The organism is Polymorphospora sp. NPDC051019 (assembly GCF_040683055.1).
Lineage (GTDB): Bacteria > Actinomycetota > Actinomycetes > Mycobacteriales > Micromonosporaceae > Polymorphospora > Polymorphospora lycopeni.
The window spans coordinates 130,939-152,334 of sequence record NZ_JBFBCH010000010.1 but is presented as its reverse complement, the minus strand read 5'-3'; the positions used below and the strand labels follow the sequence as shown (position 1 = coordinate 152,334).

Annotated in this window: 21 protein-coding genes; 13 read left to right on the top strand and 8 right to left on the bottom strand. The window is 72.2% G+C overall.

Annotated features, from left to right (window positions below; all coding sequences use genetic code 11):
• The first annotated feature begins 151 nt into the window (after positions 1 to 151).
• Positions 152 to 496, top strand: a complete 345-nt coding sequence (locus AB0M79_RS19555; RefSeq protein WP_364215324.1) for an RNA polymerase-binding protein RbpA — start codon at positions 152 to 154, stop codon at positions 494 to 496.
• A 14-nt stretch (positions 497 to 510) separates the two neighbouring features.
• Here the strand turns inward: AB0M79_RS19555 and pgl are convergent, their stop codons facing one another.
• The 6 genes from pgl to tkt all read right to left on the bottom strand — a co-directional run bounded on the left by pgl (position 511) and on the right by tkt (position 8,876).
• Complete coding sequence (gene pgl / locus AB0M79_RS19550; RefSeq protein WP_364215615.1) at positions 511 to 1,305, bottom strand: 6-phosphogluconolactonase; 795 nt, start codon at positions 1,303 to 1,305, stop codon at positions 511 to 513.
• Positions 1,306 to 1,328: 23 nt separating this feature from the next.
• A complete protein-coding gene (locus AB0M79_RS19545; protein WP_357539672.1) occupies positions 1,329 to 2,348 on the bottom strand; it encodes a glucose-6-phosphate dehydrogenase assembly protein OpcA in 1,020 nt (339 codons plus the stop codon).
• A gap of 64 nt (positions 2,349 to 2,412) precedes the next feature.
• Entirely contained in the window at positions 2,413 to 3,936 is a 1,524-nt protein-coding gene (gene zwf, locus AB0M79_RS19540) for a glucose-6-phosphate dehydrogenase (RefSeq protein ID WP_364215320.1), read from the bottom strand.
• Positions 3,937 to 3,938: 2 nt separating this feature from the next.
• Positions 3,939 to 5,582, bottom strand: a complete 1,644-nt coding sequence (locus tag AB0M79_RS19535) for a glucose-6-phosphate isomerase (protein WP_364215317.1) — start codon at positions 5,580 to 5,582, stop codon at positions 3,939 to 3,941.
• Positions 5,579 to 6,727: a transaldolase gene (gene tal / locus AB0M79_RS19530; protein ID WP_364215314.1), complete on the bottom strand. Its 1,149-nt coding sequence runs from the start codon at positions 6,725 to 6,727 to the stop codon at positions 5,579 to 5,581. Before tal ends, AB0M79_RS19535 begins: the two co-directional genes overlap by 4 nt.
• A 10-nt stretch (positions 6,728 to 6,737) precedes the next feature.
• A complete protein-coding gene (gene tkt / locus AB0M79_RS19525) occupies positions 6,738 to 8,876 on the bottom strand; it encodes a transketolase (RefSeq protein ID WP_364215311.1) in 2,139 nt (712 codons plus the stop codon).
• A 321-nt stretch (positions 8,877 to 9,197) separates the two neighbouring features.
• On the opposite strand from tkt, the gene AB0M79_RS19520 reads away from it, so the two are divergent.
• From AB0M79_RS19520 to AB0M79_RS19510, 3 genes are all read left to right on the top strand, one after another.
• Positions 9,198 to 10,139 (top strand): heme o synthase, encoded by a 942-nt coding sequence (locus AB0M79_RS19520; RefSeq protein WP_364215612.1) that lies wholly within the window; start codon positions 9,198 to 9,200, stop codon positions 10,137 to 10,139.
• Between the two features lie 231 nt (positions 10,140 to 10,370).
• On the top strand, positions 10,371 to 10,697 hold the full coding sequence (locus AB0M79_RS19515) for a hypothetical protein (RefSeq protein WP_364215308.1): 327 nt from the start codon (positions 10,371 to 10,373) through the stop codon (positions 10,695 to 10,697).
• 5 nt (positions 10,698 to 10,702) lie between these two features.
• On the top strand, positions 10,703 to 11,614 hold the full coding sequence (locus tag AB0M79_RS19510; protein WP_364215305.1) for a hypothetical protein: 912 nt from the start codon (positions 10,703 to 10,705) through the stop codon (positions 11,612 to 11,614).
• A 180-nt stretch (positions 11,615 to 11,794) separates the two neighbouring features.
• On the opposite strand, the gene AB0M79_RS19505 is transcribed toward AB0M79_RS19510, so the two are convergent.
• Positions 11,795 to 12,766 (bottom strand): COX15/CtaA family protein, encoded by a 972-nt coding sequence (locus AB0M79_RS19505; RefSeq protein WP_364215302.1) that lies wholly within the window; start codon positions 12,764 to 12,766, stop codon positions 11,795 to 11,797.
• Between the two features lie 160 nt (positions 12,767 to 12,926).
• On the opposite strand from AB0M79_RS19505, the gene AB0M79_RS19500 reads away from it, so the two are divergent.
• Genes AB0M79_RS19500 through AB0M79_RS19465 form a run of 8 tightly spaced genes read left to right on the top strand, consistent with a single transcriptional unit; the run spans position 12,927 to position 19,560 of the window.
• Positions 12,927 to 13,655 (top strand): metalloregulator ArsR/SmtB family transcription factor, encoded by a 729-nt coding sequence (locus AB0M79_RS19500; protein WP_364215610.1) that lies wholly within the window; start codon positions 12,927 to 12,929, stop codon positions 13,653 to 13,655.
• Positions 13,652 to 15,085, top strand: a complete 1,434-nt coding sequence (gene sufB / locus AB0M79_RS19495; protein WP_357539656.1) for a Fe-S cluster assembly protein SufB — start codon at positions 13,652 to 13,654, stop codon at positions 15,083 to 15,085. The genes AB0M79_RS19500 and sufB overlap by 4 nt, the downstream gene beginning before the upstream one ends.
• 46 nt (positions 15,086 to 15,131) lie before the next feature.
• The gene (sufD, locus tag AB0M79_RS19490; protein ID WP_364215299.1) at positions 15,132 to 16,274 is read left to right on the top strand and encodes a Fe-S cluster assembly protein SufD; all 1,143 of its coding nucleotides are present in this window, start codon (positions 15,132 to 15,134) and stop codon (positions 16,272 to 16,274) included.
• Positions 16,274 to 16,612: a non-heme iron oxygenase ferredoxin subunit gene (locus tag AB0M79_RS19485; RefSeq protein WP_357539652.1), complete on the top strand. Its 339-nt coding sequence runs from the start codon at positions 16,274 to 16,276 to the stop codon at positions 16,610 to 16,612. The genes sufD and AB0M79_RS19485 overlap by 1 nt, the downstream gene beginning before the upstream one ends.
• Positions 16,609 to 17,379, top strand: coding sequence for a Fe-S cluster assembly ATPase SufC (gene sufC / locus AB0M79_RS19480; protein WP_212820745.1), 771 nt, complete (start codon positions 16,609 to 16,611; stop codon positions 17,377 to 17,379). Before AB0M79_RS19485 ends, sufC begins: the two co-directional genes overlap by 4 nt.
• A 23-nt stretch (positions 17,380 to 17,402) precedes the next feature.
• Positions 17,403 to 18,707, top strand: a complete 1,305-nt coding sequence (locus AB0M79_RS19475; protein ID WP_364215295.1) for a cysteine desulfurase — start codon at positions 17,403 to 17,405, stop codon at positions 18,705 to 18,707.
• Positions 18,707 to 19,165, top strand: a complete 459-nt coding sequence (gene sufU, locus AB0M79_RS19470; RefSeq protein WP_364215292.1) for a Fe-S cluster assembly sulfur transfer protein SufU — start codon at positions 18,707 to 18,709, stop codon at positions 19,163 to 19,165. Before AB0M79_RS19475 ends, sufU begins: the two co-directional genes overlap by 1 nt.
• Complete coding sequence (locus AB0M79_RS19465; RefSeq protein WP_357539644.1) at positions 19,162 to 19,560, top strand: metal-sulfur cluster assembly factor; 399 nt, start codon at positions 19,162 to 19,164, stop codon at positions 19,558 to 19,560. The genes sufU and AB0M79_RS19465 overlap by 4 nt, the downstream gene beginning before the upstream one ends.
• A gap of 282 nt (positions 19,561 to 19,842) precedes the next feature.
• On the opposite strand, the gene AB0M79_RS19460 is transcribed toward AB0M79_RS19465, so the two are convergent.
• Entirely contained in the window at positions 19,843 to 20,538 is a 696-nt protein-coding gene (locus AB0M79_RS19460; RefSeq protein WP_364215288.1) for a DNA alkylation repair protein, read from the bottom strand.
• Between the two features lie 131 nt (positions 20,539 to 20,669).
• On the opposite strand from AB0M79_RS19460, the gene AB0M79_RS19455 reads away from it, so the two are divergent.
• Positions 20,670 to 21,314 carry an acVLRF1 family peptidyl-tRNA hydrolase gene (locus AB0M79_RS19455; RefSeq protein ID WP_364215285.1) on the top strand — a complete coding sequence of 215 codons (645 nt, stop codon included), beginning with the start codon at positions 20,670 to 20,672 and terminating at the stop codon, positions 21,312 to 21,314.
• Positions 21,315 to 21,396 lie beyond the last annotated feature (82 nt).

Sequence of the window (21,396 nt, the reverse complement as noted above, 5' to 3'; positions counted from 1 at the left end):
GACTCGGCGCGCGGACCGCACTGCGGTCCGCGCGCCGAATTCTTGGCGGCCGATCGTCCGTTGCCGCTCGGGTCCGGCGGCCGCACGTCGCGCTCCATCGTGTCGCGCCGCCGTCCGGTGGCACCGCACCCGACGACAGGAGCGAACGACCGTGGCCAGTGGCAGCGCCATCCGGGGTGTCCGGATCGGATCCGGTCCGATGCGACCGATCGAGCGCGGTGAACCCGCACCCCGCCGGTCGGTCACCTACTGGTGTGCCGGCGGGCACGCCAACCCGATCCTGCTCGCGGCCGACGTGCCGCCGCCGGCCACCTGGGACTGCCCCCGCTGCGGGCAGCCGGGCGGCCTCGACGCCGACAACCCGCCGGGGCCGGCGCGGCCCGAGCCCTACAAGTCGCACCTGGCATACGTGAAGGAGCGGCGCAGCGAAGCCGACGGCGCGGCGATCCTCGCCGAGGCCCTGGCCGCCCTGCGCCGACGCCGCGGCGAAGCCTGATCCACTCCGCCCCGTCAGCCGGTGGACGGGGCCGCTTCGGCGTCCAGGAACCAGCGGGTGCGGTCGACGCCGTGGACGGCCGCCGCGGGCAGCGGCCCCGCCGGCCCCGCCCAGCCGTCCGGCCCGGCGTCGGCCGGGGGCGCGGCGGTGCCGGACTCGGTCAGGGCCAGCCGTACCGCGCCGGCCTTGTCGGCACCGGCCGCGACCAGCCACACCTCGCCGGCGGTGTTGATCGCCGGCAGGGTGAGGGTGATCCGCACCGGCGGCGGCTTCGGGCTGTCCCGGACGGCGGCCACCGGCTCGGTCGCACCGGTGACCGGATGGCCGGGGAACACCGACGCGACGTGCCCGTCCTCACCGACCCCGAGCAGCAGTACGTCGAACCGTGGCAGGTCGCCGTCCGGACCGGCGGCCGCGGCGAGGGCCTGCCCGTACCGCTGGGCCGCCGCCTGCGGGTCGGGTCCGTCCGGCCCGTCGTCGGCGGGCATCGGATGCACCCGGGCCGGGTCGAGGGGCAGCGCGTCGAGCAGCGCCGCCCGGGCCTGGGTCTCGTTGCGGTCGGGGTGGCCGGCCGGCAGGAAGCGCTCGTCGCCCCACCACACGTCGACCCTGGACCAGTCGACGCGGTCCCGGTCGGACAGGTCACGGACCGTGCGGTAGATGTCGGCGGCGACCCGGCCGCCGGTGAGCACCACCGACGCCGCGCCCCGGGCCGCCTGCGCCCCGGCCAGCGTCTCGACCAGCCGCGTGGCGACGACCCGGACCAGTTCGTCCCGGTCGCCGAGCACGTTCCGGCGTACGCCGGCCATCGGCACCTCCGGCTCCGGCCCGCTCACCCGGCCGACCCACCCGGACCGGCGTGCGCACCCATCTGCGCCTCGGCCCGCTTCGCGGTGATCGGATCGCGCCACACGTGCACCCGCTGCGCCGGCCGCTCCTCGAGGCCCGATTCGCCGGCCATCGCCTCCAGCGACTGCGAGTAGATCTGGTCGGCGTCGAGCCGGCGCAGTTCCTCGGCCAGTTCGTCGCCGAGCGGGCGACGGACCAGCGGAAGTTGCCGCTCGTTCTGGCCGGTACGCCGGAACGTCGCCATGCCGCCGTCGCGGACCAGTTCCAGCTCGTCGCCGTTGGCGCAGCGCAGCTCGACCGAGCGCATGCGGGGAAACTCCGTCGTCTCCCGCAACGTGGGGGAGATGCCCAGCCGGGCCTTCAGCCAGCCGGACATCAGCGCCGCCGTCGGGTCGGTCGGCGGTGCGGTGATGGTGGCCTCGGTCACCTCGGCCGCGGTCGTGTCGAACGCCCCGGCGACCAGGGTGCGCCACGGCGTGATCCGGGTCCAGGCCAGGTCGGTGTCGCCCGGCGCGTAGTCGGCCGCCCGCCGGTGCAGCGCCTCGACCGGGTTCACCGCCTGCGCCGTGTCGGTGATCCGCCGGTCGGCGACGATGCCGAGGAAGTCGGTGGCGATCTCGTCCGGCGGCTCGCTGTGCCACCAGGTGACCACCGGTACGTCCGGCACCAGCAGCGGCATCACGACCGACTCGGCGTGCAGGGCCAGCCGGCCGGACATCCGCATGACGACGGCCTCGCAGGGGCCGAGACGGCCGCCGACGACGATCTCGGCGTCGAGCCGGTTCCGTTCGCCGTTGATGTCGGAGCGGACGACGACCAGCAGCCGGCACGGGTGGGCGGCGGCGGCGATGGTCGCCGCCGCCTCCGCCTCGCGGACCCGCTTCTCGTCGACGACCACGATCAGGGTCAGCGCCATGCCGCTGGCGACGCCGCCCGCGCTGCGCCGTTCGGCGGCGAGCGCCTTCACCACCTCGTTGCCGGTGGTGTCCCACAGCCCGATCACGGGTTCCTCCAGGTCGCCTCGGTCACGCCCGACACCGGCCCGGTCACGTCCGACGCCCGGCCGGTCATGCCCGCCGCCAGGACCGGCCGTCGCGGGCCAGCATCTCGTCGGCGGCCCGCGGCCCCCACTCGCCGGACCGGTACGGCTCCGGCTTGGTGCCCTCCCACGCCTGCTCCAGCGGGTCGACCACGGCCCAGCTCTGCTCGACCTCGGCGGCGTCCGGGAACAGGGTGCGGTCGCCGATCAGCACGTCGAGCACCAGCCGCTCGTACGCCTCCGGGCTCTGTTCGGTGAACGCCTCGCCGTACTGGAAGTCCATGGCGATGTCGCGCAGCTCCATCGTGGTGCCCGGCACCTTGGAACCGAACTTGAGCACGACACCCTCGTCGGGCTGGACCCGGATGACGAGCTGGTTGTGCCCGAGCAGTTCGACGTCGGCCGGGTTGAACGGCAGGTGGGGCGCCTTCTTGAACATGATGGCGACCTCGGTGACGCGGCGGGGGAGCCGCTTGCCGCACCGGATGTAGAACGGCACCCCGGCCCAGCGCCGGTTCTGGATGCCGAGCCGTACCGCGACGTACGTCTCGGTGGTGGAGTCCTTCGGCACGTCGTTCTCGTCGAGGTAGCCGACGGCCCGTTCACCGGCGACCCAGCCGGGCAGGTACTGGCCGCGTACGGTGCCGGTGGCGACGTCCTCGGGCAGCGCGATCGCCTTCAGCACCTTCAGCTTCTCGGTCCTGATCTCGGCGGCGTCGAAGCTGGTCGGCTCCTCCATCGCGACCAGGGCCAGCAGCTGGAGCAGGTGGTTCTGGAGCACGTCGCGGGCGGCACCCGCGGTGTCGTAGAACCCGGCCCGGGTGCCGATCCCGACGTCCTCGGCCATGGTGATCTGCACCGAGTCGACGTGCCGGGAGTTCCACAGCGGCTCGAAGAGGTTGTTGGCGAAGCGCAGCGCAAGGATGTTCTGCACCGTCTCCTTGCCCAGGTAGTGGTCGATCCGGAAGACGTCGTCGCGGGTGAAGACGTCGTCGACCAGGTCGTTGAGGGCCTTCGCCGACGGCAGGTCGAACCCGAACGGCTTCTCCACCACGACCCGCCGCCAGCCGCCGGACTTGGCGTTGTCGGCCAGGCCGGTGCGGGCGAGCTGCTTGAGCACGACCGGGAACGCGGCCGGCGGGATGGAGAAGTAGAACGCCGCGTTGCCCGGGATGCCGTGCGTCTCGCGCAGCTCGTCGAGGGTTTCGACGAGGTGGTCGAACGCGGCGTCGTCGTCGAACGACCCGCCGACGAACTTGATGTTGCCGACGAGCCGGGCCCACACCTCCTCCCGCCACGGGGTCCGGGCGTGCTTCTTCGCCGACTCGTATGCCATCGACTCGAAGTCGCCGTCGCCCCAGTCGCGGCGGGCGAAGCCGGCGACCACGAAGCCGGGCGGCAGCAGGCCGCGGTTGGCCAGGTCGTAGACCGCCGGGAGGAGCTTCTTACGGGACAGGTCGCCGGTCACCCCGAAGATGACCAGCGCACATGGTTCGGGGATCCGCGGCAGCCGCCGATCCTGCGGATCACGTAGCGGGTTCACGCCGGCCATTGTCAGCCCCGCAGGTTACGAACGGCGTCGAGGAGCTGCGCCACGCCGGCGGCCCGGTCGGTCAGGTGCAGCCGGACGAGCGGCCGGTCGCGGCCGGCGAGGGCCTCCCGGTCGCCGGCGGCCTGCGCCGCCTGCAACGTCCCGAAGCTGTACGGCTTGCCCGGCACCGGCAGGTCGTCGGTGACCGCACCGGTGATCTGGAGGTACGACCCGACCTGCGGCCCACCCTTGTGGTACTGCCCGGTGGAGTGCAGGAACCGGGGTCCCCAGCCGAAGGTGACCGGCCGGCCGGACGCGGCGGCGAGCAGCGGGCGTACGTCGGCCGCGGCGGCGTCGCCGAACCGGTCGAGGTAGGCCATCACGGCGAGGTAGCCGTCGCCGACGACGCCGTCGACCAGCCCGCGCAACACCTCGGCGAGGGTGCCGCCGGTGCCGCCGTACACCTCGACGGCGCCCTCGCTGAACGCGGGCGTCTCGGTGGGCAGGCCGGCGGCGAGCAGCCGGTTGGTGTTGTCCTTGGACTCGGTGACGTTCGGCTGGTCGAACGGGTCGATGCCGAGCACCCGGCCGGCGACCGCGGTGGCGTACTCCCAGACCAGGAACTGGGCGCCGAGCGGGCCGTTGACGGCCAGGTGCGGGCGTACGCCGCCGCCGGGCACGGTGCCGGGCGGGCAGGCGCCGCCGGTGGTGACGGTGAGTACGTCGTCGCCGGTGGCGCCCGGGCTCTCCGGGGCCTCGACGACGACCGGCAGGATGCCGATGCCGCTCTTGCCGGTCGACTCGGCGACGAGTTGCTCGATCCAGTCACCGAGTCCTTCGATGCCGGTGCCGTCGGAGACCAGCGCGACCTTGTCGCGGCCGACGGTGGCGGCGGTGCCGAGTGCCGCGCCGAGGGCGAGGCCGGGGTTGTCGGTGTCGCCGGCCAGCGAGCGGGCGAACTCGTCGGCCTCGTCGAGCAGGTCGGCGACGGCGACCCCGGCCAGCGCCGACGGGACCAGGCCGAACGCGGTCAGCGCCGAGTAGCGGCCGCCGACCTCGGGGTCGGCGAGGACGACGTGGGCGCCCATCTGCGCCGCGGTCGCCTCCAGCGGCGAGCCGGGGTCGGTGACGACGACGAAGTGCCGGCCGGCCTCGGCCTCGGTCAGGCCGGCGTCGAGGAACGCCTGCCAGTAGGCGCGCCGGTGGCTGTCGGTCTCCACGGTGGAGCCGGACTTGCTGGCGACGACCACGACGGTGCGGTCCAGGCGCTCGCGCAGCGCGGCGCCGACCTGGTGCGGGTCGGTGGTGTCGAGGACGGTCAGCGACCTGCCCAGGGTGCGGGCGATGACCTCGGGCGCCAGCGACGACCCGCCCATCCCGGCGAGTACGACGTGGTCGAGGTCGCCCAGTTCCGCGCGTAGTTCGGCGAGCTGGGGGAGCAGTTCCCGGCTGCGCTTGAAGGTGTCGATCCAGCCGAGGCGGATCTTCGCCTCCTCCTCGGCCTCCGGGCCCCACAGCGTGGGGTCCTTGGCGGCGAGCTTGCCCGGTACGCCGTCGGCGACCAGCGCGGCCCGGGTGGAGGCGGGCGCCTCCTTGTCGACCGCGTCGGCGCCGTAGACGGCGAGCCCCGCCGCCGCCTCGACGCCACCGTCCAGCAGATCACTCACGAGTTGCCTCCGGCTGCCTTGTTGGGGGTGGCCGCGCCCTGCGCCGCCGAGTCCAGCGACTTGCGTACGCCGTCGAGCAGTTCGTTCCAGCTGGCCTCGAACTTCTCCACGCCCTCGCGTTCGAGTACGGCGACCACGTCGGCGAGGTCGATGCCGTTCGCGGTGAGCGCGTCGAGCACGCCGCGGGCGTCGTCGTAGGCGCCGGTGACGGTGTCGCCGCGGGTCTCGCCGTGGTCGGCGTACGCGTGGATGACGGCTTCGGGCATGGTGTTGACGGTGCCCGGGGCGATGAGTTCCTCGACGTAGATGACGTCGCGGAAGTCGGGGTTCTTCGTCGACGTGGAGGCCCAGAGCGGACGCTGCGGGTGCGCGCCGGCGTCGGCGAGCGCCTGCCAGCGGGCCGAGGAGAAGACCTCGCTGTAGCGCTGGTAGGCGAGCTGGGCGTTGGCGATCGCGGCCTTGCCCTTCAGCGCCTTGGCCTCGTCGGAGCCGAGCTTGTCGAGCCTCTTGTCCACTTCGGTGTCGACCCGGGAGACGAAGAACGACGCGACCGAGCCGATCTTGGCCAGGTCGTGGCCGTTGGCCTTCGCCTGCTCCAGGCCGGCGAGGAAGGCGTCCATCACCTCGGCGTACCGCTCGAGCGAGAAGATCAGCGTGACGTTGACGCTGATCCCCTCGGCCAGGGTCGCGGTGATCGCCGGCAGGCCCGCGGCGGTCGCCGGGATCTTGATGAACAGGTTGGGCCGGTCGACCAGCCACCACAGCGCCTTGGCCTCGGCGACGGTCTTGTCCGTCTCGTGCGCCAGCCGCGGGTCCACCTCGATCGACACCCGGCCGTCGACGCCGTTCGTCGCGTCGTACGACGGGCGCATCACGTCGCACGCCCACCGCACGTCGTACGTGGTGAGCATGCGGGCGGCCTCCTCGACCGTCACGCCGCGGGTGGCCAGGTCGTGCAGTTGCCAGTTGTACTCGTCGGCGTCGCCCAGTGCCTTGGCGAAGATCGTCGGATTGGTGGTGACCCCGACCACGTGCTTCTCGCGCCGGAGCTGGTCCAGCCCCCCGGAGCTGAGCCGGTTGCGGGAGAGGTCGTCGAGCCAGATCGCCACGCCCGTGGCGGTGAGTTCAGCAAGCCGGTCCGTCATGACAGTCCCCTCAGTTGCCGGTGGTGGTGCCGGTGATGGCGCCCACCCGGGTCAGCGACGCGTGGGCGGCCGCGACGACGTTGTCGGCGGTGAACCCGAACTGCTCGTAGAGCACCTTGTACGGCGCGCTCGCCCCGTAGTGCTCCAGGCTGACCGTTTCACCGCAGTCGCCGACCAGGTCCCGCCACGACATGGCGATCCCGGCCTCCACGCTCACCCGTGCCTTTACCCCGCGGGGCAGGACCGACTCCCGGTAGGCCTCGTCCTGGGCCCGGAACCACTCCTGGCACGGCATCGACACGACCCGGGTCGGGGTGCCGTCGGCCTCCAGCCGCTCGCGGGCGGCGAGACAGAGCTCGACCTCGGAGCCGGTGCCGATCAGGATGACCTGGGGCTGGGCGTTCGACGCGTCGGCCAGGACGTAGCCGCCCTTGGCGGTTCCCTCCGGCCCGGCGAGCGACGTGCGGTCCAGCACCGGCAGGTTCTGCCTGGTGAGGGCGAGGGCGGTGGGACGGTCGGTGTGTTCGAGAGCCTGCCGCCAGGCCCAGGCGGTCTCGTTGGCGTCGGCGGGGCGGACCACGTCGAGGCCGGGGATCGCGCGCAGCGCCGACAGGTGCTCCACCGGCTGGTGGGTCGGGCCGTCCTCGCCCAGGCCGATCGAGTCGTGGGTCCAGACGTAGACGACCGGCAGCTTCATCAGCGCCGCGAGCCGGACGGCGGGGCGCATGTAGTCGCTGAACACCAGGAAGGTGCCGCCGTAGGGGCGGGTGCCGCCGTGCAGCGTGATGCCGTTGAGGATGGCGCCCATGGCGTGCTCACGGATGCCGAAGTGCAGGGTGCGGCCGTACGGGTTGCCGGGGAACTCCCTGGTCGCGTGCTCGGCCGGCACGAACGACGGCTCGCCCTTCATGGTGGTGTTGTTGCTCTCCGCCAGGTCGGCGGAGCCGCCCCACAGCTCGGGCAGCACCGGGGCGAGGGCGTTGAGGACCTGGCCGGAGGCGGCCCGGGTGGCGATCGGCTTGGCGTCCGCCGGCCACGTCGGCAGCGCGTCGGTCCAGCCCGCCGGCAGCGTACGCGTCGACATCCGCTGGTAGAGCGCGGCCCGCTCGGCGTCGGCCTTCTTCCAGGCGTCGAATTCGGTCTGCCACTTCGCGGCGGCGGCCCGGCCGCGGTCGAGGGCCTCGCGGGCGTGGGCGAGCACCTTGTCGTCGACGGCGAAGGTCTGCGCCGGGTCGAAGCCGAGCAGCTTCTTGGTGGCGGCGACCTCGTCGGCGCCGAGCGCCGATCCGTGGATCTTGCCGGTGTTCCGCTTGTTGGGAGCCGGCCAGCCGATGATGGTGCGCAGCGCGATGAACGACGGCCGGTCGGTGTCGGCCTTGGCGGCCAGCAGCGCGGCGTACAGCGCCTCGACGTCCTCGTGGTAGTCGTCCTGGTCGGCGTCGCCGCGCCGCCAGTCGACGGTCTGCACGTGCCAGCCGTACGCCGCGTAGCGGGCGGCGACGTCCTCGCTCTTGGCGATCCGGGTGTCGTCCTCGATCGAGATCTCGTTGTCGTCGTAGATCAGGACGAGGTTGCCGAGCTGCTGGTGGGCGGCGAGGGCGCTCGCCTCGTGGCTGATGCCCTCCTCGATGTCGCCGTCGGAGGCGATGCACCAGATGTGGTGGTCGAAGAGGGACTGCCCGGCCGGGGCGTCGGGGTCGAACAGGCCGCGTTCGCGGCGGGCCGCCATCGCCATGCCGACCGCGTTCCCGACGCCCTGCCCGAGCGGACCGGTGGTGGTCTCGACGCCGTTGGTGTGGCCGTGTTCGGGGTGACCGGGGGTGAGTGAACCCCACTGCCGAAGCGACTGGAGGTCCTCCAGGCCGAGCCCGAAGCCGTTGAGGAAGAGCTGGACGTAGAGGGTGAGGCTGGAGTGGCCGGCCGACAGCACGAACCGGTCCCGGCCCGCCCAGTGCGGATCGGCCGGGTTGTGCCGCATGACGCGGTTGAACAGCAGGTATGCGACGGGTGCCAGGCTCATCGCCGTGCCCGGGTGGCCGTTGCCGGATTTCTCGACGGCGTCGACGGCCAACACCCGCGCGGTGTCGACGGCCCGGCGGTCCAGCTCGGACCAGTTGAGTGGGGCAGGCTCGGATCGGTTGGCAGCCACGATGATTTGTGCTCCTCGGCAGGTGGGCGGAACCCTCTTTCGTGACCCTATCGAGCGAGGCTAAACATCCGTACGCCGAACTCGCCTGTCCGGCGCGTCGGGGCGGGCCGCGCCGCCGCGACACGCCCTAACACGGTGTGACCGGCCGCACCTATACCGGGTGGCCCAAGCTGCGCAAACGGTGGCGCGTACGCTGTCGGTCGGCACGGTGACCTTGCGGGTCACCCCGCCGCCCCGAACTCCCGCGCCGATGCCGGAAGGTGGCAATCCGTGAGCATGATCACCGAGCGCCCTGTCCACGGTAGGGCGTCTGGTGCCCAGATCGGCGCCGGGCCGGTCACGGGGGAGGGGGCGGCCGTCGACGGCACTCCCGCCGGTCGGGCGCGGGGCCGCGACGTCGCCGGGGTGGTCCGGGCGTACGTCTCGCTGACCAAGCCCCGCATCGTCGAACTGCTCCTGGTGACCACCGTGCCGGCGATGATGCTGGCGGCCGGTGGCCTGCCGTCGCTGTGGCTGGTCGCCGTCGTGCTGGTCGGCGGCTCGCTCGCGGCGGGCGCGGCCAACGCGCTCAACTGCTACATCGACCGGGACATCGACCAGCTGATGCGGCGGACGAAGCGCCGGCCGCTGCCGACCCACGTGGTGGCGCCGAAGCAGGCGCTGGTCTTCGGGCTGGTGCTCGCCGCGGTGTCGGTGACGATCATGGCGGTCTTCACCAACTGGCTGGCGACGCTGCTGACGCTCGGCGCGATCGCCTACTACGACCTCGTCTACACGATGTGGCTCAAGCGCACCACGCCGATGAACACGTTCTGGGGCGGGGTGTGCGGGTCGGCGCCGGTGCTGATCGGCTGGGCGGCGGTGACCGGGTCGCTGTCGCCGGCGGCGTGGGCGCTGTTCGCGGTGGTGTTCTTCTGGCAGATGCCGCACTTCTACGCCCTGGCCATCAAATACAAGGACGACTACGCGCGGGCCAGCATCCCGATGCTGCCGGTGGTCGCCTCGGCCCGCCGGGTCAACGCCGAGATCCTGCTCTTCTCCTGGCTCACCGTGGCCGCCTCACTGGTCGTCTGGCCGCTCGGGATGTCGCCGATCTACGGCGCGACCGCGGTGGTGCTCGGCGGCATCTTCCTGCTCGAGGCGCACCGCCTGGTCGGTCGTTCCCGGCGGGGCGAGCCGTTGCGGCCGATGCGGCTGTTCCACTGGTCGACGACCTACCTGACGGTGTTGTTCATCGCGGTGGCCCTCGACGCCCTGCTCTGAGGCTGTCCGTTCTGCCACTGTCCGGCGCTGAACCGCCTGATTGTTCCGCCCGCTTGTCCAACATGTGACACGAGTTAATCAGTGCCCGTTTTGGTCACTCGGTATCAACCGGTTTGTCACGAAAAATCCACCCAGAACAGCGGCGTGGCGTCCTAAACATCGAGGTAATGGGCATCACAAACACCGCCTCGTTTCTGCGCGTGTCGTTGCCGGTCTGCTTACGCTCGCGTCATGGCAGATGGTTCCGATACGACCCTGACGACCGCTCCGATCCAGACCCCCGCGGGCCTCGTCACCGGTTTGAAGTCATTCGTCGCCGAGCACGGCGGGGCGAAGGCGGTCATCGAGTACGTGGGCAAGCGCGGGGCACGGATCGTGCTGGTGGGGCAGGACGGGGTCTGGGGGGACCAGTTCGCCACCGACACGAATGTCGCCCGGCAGGCGTGCGCGACCGCTGGCGTCGAGGTGGAGAACGAGTGGGAGCGGGAGCTGATGGACCAGATGCGCCCCAGCAACGACCTGTGGCGTTCGATGGGCCGCCGGGCCATGTCACGCTAGGGACCATGATCCAATCTGATACTCCGCTGAAGGCGGCCCGGGACTCCCGGGTCGCCTTCGTCACCTGCGCCGAACTTCCCGACCTGGACCCCGACGACCGCCCGGCGTACGACGCCCTGGTCCGGCGGGGCGTGGCCGTCGACATGGTGTCCTGGGACGCCGACGTCGACTGGGCCGGCTACGGCCTCGCCGTACTGCGTTCGCCGTGGGACTACGTCGCGCGCCGCGACGAGTTCGTCGCCTGGGCGGCCACCGTGCCCGGACTGGCCAACCCGGCCGACGTCGTGGCCTGGAACACCGACAAGCGCTACCTGCGCGAGCTGGCCGCCGGTGGGGCACCGGTGGTCGCCACCACCTGGCTGGAACCCGCCGACACCTGGTCGCCCCCGTCCACCGGGGAATACGTCGTCAAGCCGGCGGTCAGCGCCGGCAGCCGGGACACCGGCCGCTACCTGCTCGGCGACGCCGAGCACCGGCGGCTCGCGGCGGCGCACGCCGCCCGCCTCGGCGCGGCCGGACGGCTCACCATGGTGCAGCCCTACCTGTCGGCGGTCGACACGGTCGGTGAGGCGGCACTGGTGTTCCTGAACGGGCCGGACGGGCTCACGTTCAGCCACAGCATCCGCAAGGGGGCGATGCTGACCGGACCCGACCTCGGCGGCGACGAGCTGTACAAGGAGGAGAAGATCTCGGCGCGTACCGCCACCGCGGCCGAACTGGCCGTCGCCGCCCGGGTGCTCGACCTGGTGCCGGGTGGGCCGGACCGGCTGCTCTACGCCCGGGTCGACCTGATTCCCGACGCCGACGGCAGCCCGCTGCTGGTCGAGTTGGAGCTGACCGAGCCGTCGCTGTTCTTCCCGTACGCCGACGGCGCCGCCGAGCGCTTCGCCGACGCGGTCGTCGGCCGGCTGGGCTGACCGGCCGGCTGACCGCCTGGGCACCTGTGATCATCTGCTGCCCAGCAGCTCGACCCGCCGTACGGACCACGGCGGAACAGCTGACGATCACCACCGCCACGTCACGAAGGGCGCGGGGGTGGCGGCCGGGTTGACGCACCGTCGGAGCGACCGGCCGCGCCCGTGTACCGGGAGGGCCGGTCAGCCGGCCGGTGCGAGTTCCCGGTCGGCCCGGGCCGCCGGGTCGCCGGGGCCGGCCGGCGGGGCGGTGACCGGCCCGACCGGCGGGCGTTCCCGGGTCGACCAGAGCACCGCCAGGGTGGCCAGCCAGACCAGGCAGGCCCCGAGCATGTGCAGTCCGACCAGCAGCACCGGCAGGTCGGTGAGGTACTGCACGAAGCCGAGCACACCCTGCGCGAGTTCGACGACCAGCAGCATCGCGGCCGCCCGGACGGCCCCCGGCGGGGCGCCGACGGCCTTCAGGGCCAGCCACAGCGCCACCGTGAGGCCGATGAGCAGGAACACCAGGTCGGCGTGGACCTGCGAGATCGTCTCCGGGTCCAGGCCGTTGCGTTGCGCGTCGGCGTCGCCGGCGTGCGGTCCGCTGCCGGTGACCAGCGTGCCGATCACGATCACCGCGGCGCTGACCGCCGTGGTGATCCAGACCAGCGCGTACATCGGCCCGGGTACGGTGCGTACCTTCGGCCCGTCGGACTCGCCGATCCGCCGCCACAGCGCGTACGTCAGCACCAGCAGCGCCATCGAGCCCACGAAGTGGATGCCGACGATCATCGGGTGCAGGTCGGTGTGCACGGTGATGCCGCCGATGACCGCCTGTACGACGATGCCGACGAGCACGGCCAGGGCGAGCAGCACCAGCGAGCGCCGGCGCGGCCGGTGCAGCAGCACGGCGATCAGCGCGGCCAGGGCCACGAAGCCGACCGCGAAGCTGAGCAGCCGGTTGCCGAACTCGATGACGCCGTGGATGCCCATCTCGGCGGTGGAGACGTACGACTCGTCGGTGCAGCGTGGCCAGGTCGGGCAGCCGAGCCCCGACGCGGTCAGCCGGACGGCCCCGCCGGTGACGACGATTCCGACGTTGGCGATGATCGAGGCCAGCGCGATCCGCCGGACCAGCGACGGGCGCACCGTAAACCGGGCGGATTGGGTCACGGCGGCAATCCTACGTTCTGTAGTTTTCGGTCCTCCGCGCGGCCCGGTGGCCAGGGTGGTGTGGATCACCGGCAGTCGGTTGCGGGTCCGGGGCGAATTACGTAACGTTGCCGTTGTGAAAAACGCGGTGGCGGTGTCCGCGAGCGCCTCAGGGGCGCACATCCCGACGGCCGAGCCGGCCGCCGGCGCCGCCGCATCCGCGCCGACCGCCGACGGGCGCACCCGCGACCGGGTCCTCCAGCTCCTGCTGGCCCACGGCGCGGCCACCGCCGCCCAGCTCGGCGCCGAGCTGGGACTCAGCCCGGCCGCGATCCGCCGGCACCTCGACGCCCTGCTCGCCGACGGCGACGTCGTCGCCCGCGAGCAGTCGGTGCGCGGGCACCGGGGCCGGGGCCGCCCGGCCAAGGTCTTCGTGCTGACCGACGCGGCGCGGCTGCGTTGCGGCCGGCACACCTACGACGGGATGGCCACCGCGGCGCTGCGCTGGATCGCCCGCACCGGGGGCGCCGAGGCCGTCGACTCGTTCGCCGCCGAGCAGGTCGCCGACCTGGAGGCACGCTGCCGCACGGCGATGGAGGACGCCGGCGACGACCCGCTGGCCCGGGCCGAGGCCCTCGCCACGGTGCTGACCGCCGAGGGCTACGCTGCCAACGCGTCCACGATCGCCTCGGGCGGCCAGTTGTGCCAGCACCACTGCCCGGTGGCCCATGTGGCCGCCGAGTTTCCCCAGTTGTGCGAGGCCGAGACCGCGGTCATCTCCCGCCTGATCGGTTCCCACGTGCAGCGCCTTGCCACGATCGCCCACGGCGACGGGGTGTGCACGACGCACATCCCGGCCCAGCCGGGTGGACCGCACACCACTGCCAACCCTGTGAGGACAGATAGATGACCGAGCAGATCGTCCAGCCCGTCGTCACCCAGGAGGAGCACCTCGCCGCCCTGGGCAAGTACGAATACGGCTGGGCCGACTCCGACGTGGCCGGGGCATCCGCCCAGCGTGGCCTCAACGAGGCGGTGGTGCGTGACATCTCCGCCAAGAAGAACGAGCCCGCCTGGATGCTCGACCTGCGCCTGAAGGGGCTTCGGCTCTTCGGCCGCAAGCCGATGCCGCACTGGGGCGCCGACCTGTCCGGCATCGACTTCGACAACATCAAGTACTTCGTCCGCTCCACCGAGAAGCAGGCCGCCAGCTGGGAGGACCTGCCCGAGGACATCAAGGCGACGTACGACCGGCTGGGCATCCCCGAGGCCGAGAAGCAGCGCCTGGTCGCCGGTGTCGCGGCGCAGTACGAGTCCGAGGTCGTCTACCACAAGATCCGCGAGGACCTCGAGGAGCAGGGTGTGGTGTTCCTCGACACCGACACCGCCCTCAAGGAGCACGAGGACATCTTCAAGGAATACTTCGGCACCGTGATCCCGGTCGGCGACAACAAGTTCGCCGCGCTGAACACCTCGGTGTGGTCCGGCGGCTCGTTCATCTACGTGCCGAAGGGCGTGCACGTCGAGATCCCGCTGCAGGCGTACTTCCGGATCAACACCGAGAACATGGGCCAGTTCGAGCGGACCCTGATCATCGTCGACGAGGGTGCCTACGTGCACTACGTCGAGGGCTGCACCGCGCCGATCTACTCGTCCGACTCGCTGCACAGCGCGGTCGTCGAGATCATCGTGAAGAAGAACGCCCGCTGCCGTTACACGACCATCCAGAACTGGTCGAACAACGTCTACAACCTGGTCACCAAGCGGGCGGTCTGCCACGAGGGCGCGACCATGGAGTGGATCGACGGCAACATCGGGTCCAAGGTGACCATGAAGTACCCCGCCGTCTACATGACCGGCCCGCACGCCAAGGGCGAGGTGCTTTCCGTGGCGATGGCCGGCGAGGGCCAGCATCAGGACGCCGGCGCCAAGATGGTGCACGCCGCCCCGCACACCTCCAGCACGATCGTGTCCAAGTCGATCGCCCGCGGCGGTGGCCGCACGTCGTACCGGGGTCTGATCCAGGTCCTGGAGGGCTCGCACCACAGCCGGTCGACGGTGAAGTGCGACGCGCTCCTGGTCGACACCATCTCCCGGTCCGACACCTACCCCTACGTCGACATCCGCGAGGACGACGTGGCGATGGGACACGAGGCGACCGTCTCCAAGGTCAGCGACGACCAGCTCTTCTACCTGATGAGCCGTGGCCTGAGCGAGGACGAGGCGATGGCGATGATCGTGCGTGGCTTCATCGAGCCGATCGCCAAGGAACTGCCGATGGAATACGCCCTGGAGCTCAACCGTCTGATCGAGCTGCAGATGGAGGGCGCGGTCGGCTGACGCCGCCCGCACCGGTCACCTTTCGCGAGACGAGACCAAGGACGAGATGACAACCGAAGCCATCGCGCCGCCCAAGACCAAGTCGCAGGCGCTGCGTTCGTACGACGTCGCGGACTTCCCGGCCCTGACCGGCCTGGAGGAGGAGTGGCGGTTCACGCCGCTCAAGCGCCTGCGCGGCCTGGCCACCGGGGTGCCGGCGGCGACCGTGAAGGTCGAGCACGAGTACGGCCAGTTGCCGGCGGGGGTCGGCGTGTCCACCGTCGACCGGACCGACCCGCGGATCGGCAGCGTGCTGACACCGTTCGACCGGATCAGCGCGCTCGCCCACGGCGGCGCCGGTCAGGCGCTGCTGGTCACCGTCGACGCCGACGCGGTCGTCACCGAGCCGGCACTGGTCAAGGTGGTCGGCGGCGGCGCCGAAGGCGTCGCCTTCGGGCACACGTTCGTCGAGGTCGGCCGGTTCGCCGAGGTCACGCTCGTGCTGGAGCACGTCGGTTCGGCGACGCTGGCCGACAACGTCGAGGTGGCGGTCGCCGACGGGGCGAAGCTCACCCTGGTGACGGTCACCGACTGGGCCGCCGACTCGGTCCAGGCCCAGCACGTCAAGGTCCGGCTCGGCCGCGACGCGCGGGTGACGCACGTGCAGGTGACCCTCGGCGGCGACCTGGTCCGGCAGTTCACCAGCGTCGAATACACCGGTCGCGGCGGTGAGGCCGAGCTGTACGGCCTCTACTTCGCCGACGCCGGCCAGCACCTGGAGCACCGGCAGCTGGTCGACCACACGGTGCCCGACTGCCGCAGCGACGTGGGCTACCGCGGGGCGTTGCAGGGCGACGGGGCGCACACCGTCTGGGTCGGCGACGTGCTGATCCAGGCCGAGGCGACCGGCACCGAGACGTACGAGATCAACCGGAACCTGCTGCTCACCGACGGGGCGCGGGCCGACTCGGTGCCCAACCTGGAGATCGAGACCGGTGAGGTCGCCGGCGCCGGACACGCCAGCGCGACCGGCCGGTTCGACGACGAGCACCTGTTCTACCTGATGGCCCGGGGCATTCCGGAGGCCGAGGCCCGCAAGCTCGTGGTCCGCGGCTTCTTCGCCGAGCTGATCAACAAGATTCCGGTCGAGGAGCTGCGCGAGCGGCTCGGCCAGGCGATCGAGGACCGGCTGGCGCGGGCGGGAGCCTGATGTCGGACTTCATCCGGATCTGCGCCGTCGAGGACATTCCGAAGGCCAGCGCCGTACGCGCCGACGTCGACGGCACCGAGATCGCCGTCGTGCACACCGAGGACGGCGAGTTCCACGCGGTGTACGACGAGTGCTCGCACGCCGCGGTCGCGCTGTCCGAGGGGGAGATCGACGGCTGCACGATCGAGTGCTGGCTGCACGGCTCGCGCTTCGACCTGCGTACCGGCGAGCCCACCGGGCTGCCCGCCACCGAACCCGTACCCGTCTATCCCGTCGACGTACGCGACGGCGACATCTACGTCAGTCTCACGCCCACCAATGGAGTAACGGCACCATGAGCGTTCTGGAGATTCGTGACCTACAGGTGTCGGTCAAGCTGCCCGAGGGCGAGCTGAAGCCGATCCTGGCCGGGGTGAACCTGACCGTGAAGGCGGGGGAGACCCACGCCATCATGGGCCCGAACGGGTCCGGCAAGTCGACGCTGGCCTACTCGATCGCCGGCCACCCCAAGTACGAGATCACCGGCGGCACGGTGACCCTCGACGGCGACGACGTCCTGGCGATGACCGTCGACGAGCGGGCCCGCGCCGGCCTCTTCCTGGCCATGCAGTACCCGGTCGAGGTGCCCGGCGTCTCGGTCGCCAACTTCCTGCGTACGGCGAAGACCGCGGTCGACGGCGAGGCGCCGAAGCTGCGCACCTGGGCCGGTGAGCTGCGTGGCGCCATGGAGCGCCTGCAGATGGACCCGTCGTTCGCCCAGCGCAACGTCAACGAGGGCTTCTCCGGCGGCGAGAAGAAGCGGCACGAGATCGTGCAGCTCGAACTCCTCAAGCCGAAGGTGGCGATCCTCGACGAGACCGACTCCGGCCTCGACATCGACGCCCTGCGGGTGGTCAGCGAGGGCGTCAACCGGGTGCGGTCGACCGGTGACACCGGCCTGCTGCTGATCACGCACTACACCCGGATCCTGCGCTACATCAAGCCGGACTTCGTGCACGTCTTCGTCGCCGGCCGGATCGTCGAGGAGGGCGGCCCGGAGCTGGCCGAGAAGCTCGAGGCCGAGGGCTACGAGCGCTACGTCGCCGGCGCCGGCGCGGCGGCCTGAGCGCCGGTCCGCGAGAAGTCCCGATGACCGTCATCGCCATCCCGCCGGGCATGCCGCAGCACGACGACGTGCCGCGCTTCGACGTCGAGAAGATCCGCGCCGACTTCCCGATCCTGGACCGCCAGGTCAACGGGCACAAGCTGGTCTACCTGGACAGCGGGGCCACCTCGCAGCGGCCCCGCCAGGTGCTCGACGCGATCCGCGGGCACAACGAGCGGCACAACGGCAACGTGTCCCGGTCGGTGCACACCGTCGGCACCGAGGCGACCGAGGCGTACGAGGGCGCCCGGGCGAAGGTGGCGACGTTCATCGGCGCCGCCAGCCCCGACGAGGTGGTGTTCACCAAGAACGCCACCGAGTCGATCAACCTGGTGGCGTACGCCTTCTCCAACGCCTCGGTCGACCCGGCCGCCGACCCGCGGTTCCGGCTCGGCCCCGGCGACGAGGTGGTGATCTCCGAGATGGAGCACCACTCCAACATCGTGCCGTGGCAGTTGCTGTGCCAGCGCACCGGAGCGACGCTGCGCTGGTTCCGGGTCACCGAGGCCGGCCGGCTCGACCTGACCCAGCTCGAGGAGCTGGTCAACGAGCGCACCAGGCTGGTGTCGTACGCGCTGGTCTCCAACGTGCTCGGCACGGTCAACCCGACGTCGGCGATCACCGCCCGGGCCCGCGAGGTCGGCGCCCTGGTGATGCTCGACGCGTCGCAGGCGGTGCCGCACCTGCCGGTCGACGTCGCCGACCTCGGCGTCGACTTCCTGGCCTTCACCGGGCACAAGATGTGCGGGCCGACCGGCATCGGCGCGCTGTGGGGGAGGGCGGAACTGCTCGACGCGATGCCGCCGTTCCTCGGCGGCGGGTCGATGATCGAGACGGTGACGCTGGAGCGGTCGACGTTCGCGGCGGCACCGGCGAAGTTCGAGGCCGGCACCCCGCCGATCGCCGAGGCGGTCGGTCTCGGCGCGGCCGTCGACTACCTGTCCGCGGTCGGGATGCGGGCGGTCCAGTGGCACGAGAAGGAGCTGACCGCGTACGCGCTCGACGCGCTGTCGACCGTGCCCGGCCTGCGGATCTTCGGGCCGAAGGTCCCGGTCGGGCGGGGCGGCACGCTGTCGTTCGGCTTCGACGGGGTGCACCCGCACGACGTCGGCCAGGTGCTCGACGCGCACGGGATCGAGGTCCGGGTCGGCCACCACTGCGCCCGACCGCTGTGCGTGCGCTACGGGGTACCGGCGATGACCCGCGCGTCGTTCTACCTCTACACGACCACGGACGAGGTCGACGCCCTGGTGCGCGGCCTCGACCAGGTGCGGAAGGTGTTCGGCTGATGCAGCTCGACCAGCTCTACCAGGAGATCATCCTGGACCACTACAAGCACCCGCACGGGCGCGGCCTGCGCGAGCCGTACGGTGGCGAGGCGCACCACGTCAACCCGACCTGCGGCGACGAGGTGACAATCCGGGTCGCCGTCGACGGCGACGTGCTCGGCGACATCTCGTACGACGGCATGGGCTGCTCGATCAGCCAGGCTTCGGCGAGCGTGCTGCACGAGCTGCTCTCCGGCCGGGGCGCCGCCGACGCGTTCGCGGTCCACGAGGCGTTCGTGGAGCTGCTGTCCGGGCGTGGCCAGGTCACCCCCGACGAGGAAGTACTGGGCGACGGGGTGGCGTTCGCGGGCGTTGCCCGCTACCCGGCCCGGGTCAAATGCGCGCTGCTGCCGTGGATGGCGTTCAAGGACGCGGCGGCGCGCGCCGGTGTGGGCGCGAGCCCGGAGGTGAAAGCATGAGCACGGACGAAACCGGCGCCACGACGCCGGCGGAGACGCCGGGGGTGGCGACCGCCCCGGCGGAGGTTTCGAAAGCGGCGATCGCCGATGTCGAAGAGGCGATGAAGGACGTCGTCGACCCCGAGCTCGGCATCAACGTCGTCGACCTCGGCCTTGTCTACGGGGTGCACGTCGACGACGAGAACGTGGCGACCCTGGACATGACGCTGACGTCGGCGGCCTGCCCGCTGACCGACGTGATCGAGGACCAGACCCGGCAGGCGCTGACCACCGGTCCGGGTGGCGGCCTGGTGCAGGACTTCCGGATCAACTGGGTGTGGCTGCCGCCGTGGGGGCCCGACAAGATCACCGACGAGGGCCGCGACCAGCTGCGGGCTCTCGGCTTCAACGTCTGACGTATAGCGATCGGGCGCCGGGCGAGCCTGCCCGGCGCCCGATCGATTTTTCGGTGCTGGCCGGCCACGGCACCCCGGCCAGCATCCGCGGCGTGATCACCCCGCCGACGCGGACCGGTCCCGGGTCGGCGGCGACGGGCCGGGCCGTGACGGGCCGGCGGTGACCAGCCTGGCCGGCGTCGACCGCCGGGGACGGGTATCGCTGTCGGCCGCGACAGCAGACCTGCCCGGCTCAGCGTCGCTGCGCGCCGGCACGAACTGGATCATCCGGCCCGGCGGCGTTCAGCCGATGTTCCTCAGCGCCTCACGCGCCGACAGCGGCGCCAGCCGCGACCGGTGGGCGACCACGAAGGCGCGGACCGCCTCCGGGTCGGTGCGGGCGTATTCGCGCAGCGCCCAGCCGATCGCCTTGCGGACGAAGAAGTCGGGGTGGCCGGCCTGCCGTACGCAGTACCGGAACAGCCGCCCGGCGTCGGTCGCCTCCCGGTAGCCCAGTTGGTGCAGGACCGCCGTACGCACCAGCCACGGATCGTCGTCGCCGATCCAGCCGTCCATCGCCGGCACCAGCTCCGGATGCGCGGCGACAAGTGGCCCGACCAGGTGCACCGCCAGCGGGTCGATGGTGTCCCACCACGACCTCGTGGTGATCAGTTCGCGGGCGGTCGACAGGAACCCGGCCGAGCAGACCCGGGCGTGCCGGCGCAGCCAGTCGCAGGCGAAGTACTGGTACTCGCGTTCCGGCAGCGCCCAGCAGCCGACGGCGACCGCCCGCAGGTCAGCCTCGTCCGGCCGGCCGAGCCCGGCCAGGACCTGCCGGCCCAGAACCGCCCGGGCCGGCGCCTGGATGCCCAGGAAGGGGAACCGGTCACGCATGTACGCGGCCATCTGCGCCCCGCGGGCCGGATCGGCGGCAGCGGCGTACACCGTCGTCAGCCGGGCCAGCACCTCGCTGGCCAGGGGTGGTGCCGCGTTGACCATGGCTAGATCCTGCCATCCGGGCGGCCCGGTACCGTCGACCGGATGGACGATCATCCGGAGGTGGACATGACCGTACGGACCGGCGCGCGCCGGCCGGGTCGGGCCGGCACCGCGCGGGGCGAGGGGGCCGGGTGACCGCCCGGCCGGCCGCCGGCGGCGGCCGCTGGGTCGACGTCGACCCCGGCCGGCTGGCCCGCTGGCTGGAGAACTTCACCGCCCGGCACGGTCCGCCCGCCGCCGAACCCACCGGGTACGGCCTGCTGCTGACCGCCCCGGACGGCGCCACCGCCGAACTGCACCCGCCGCCCGGCGCGGCCGGCACCGCCGACCTGCCGGGGTTCGTGGCCGAGGCCGGGGCGGCCCGCCGGATCGGCCTGCTGCTCGCCCGCAAAGCGGCGGTGGCGGTCGGCGTCGCCGACGGCACCCGGCTGGTCGAGTCGAAGGTCGACACCAGCTACGTGCAGAGCCGCACCGCCGCCGGCGGCTGGTCGCAGCAGCGGTTCGCCCGCCGCCGCGACAACCAGGCGAAGGCGGCCGCGGCCGGGGCGAGCGACATCGCCGTACGGCTGCTCCTGCCGGCCGCCGGCACGCTGGCCGCGCTCGTCTGCGGCGGCGACCGGCGTACGGTCGACACGATCCTCGAAGACCGGCGGCTGGCGCCGCTGCTGCCGCTGCGGTCCGACCGGCTGCTCGACGTACCCGAGCCCCGGCGCGCGGTGCTGGTCGACGCGGTGGCCGCCGCCCGCGCGGTACGCGTCCTCGTCCGCGACCCGTGACGGGTGCCGCGGCCCGCGACCTGGCACGGCCTTCCGCGCGGGGCGCGGCCCGCGACCTGGCACGGCCTTCCGCGCGGGGCGC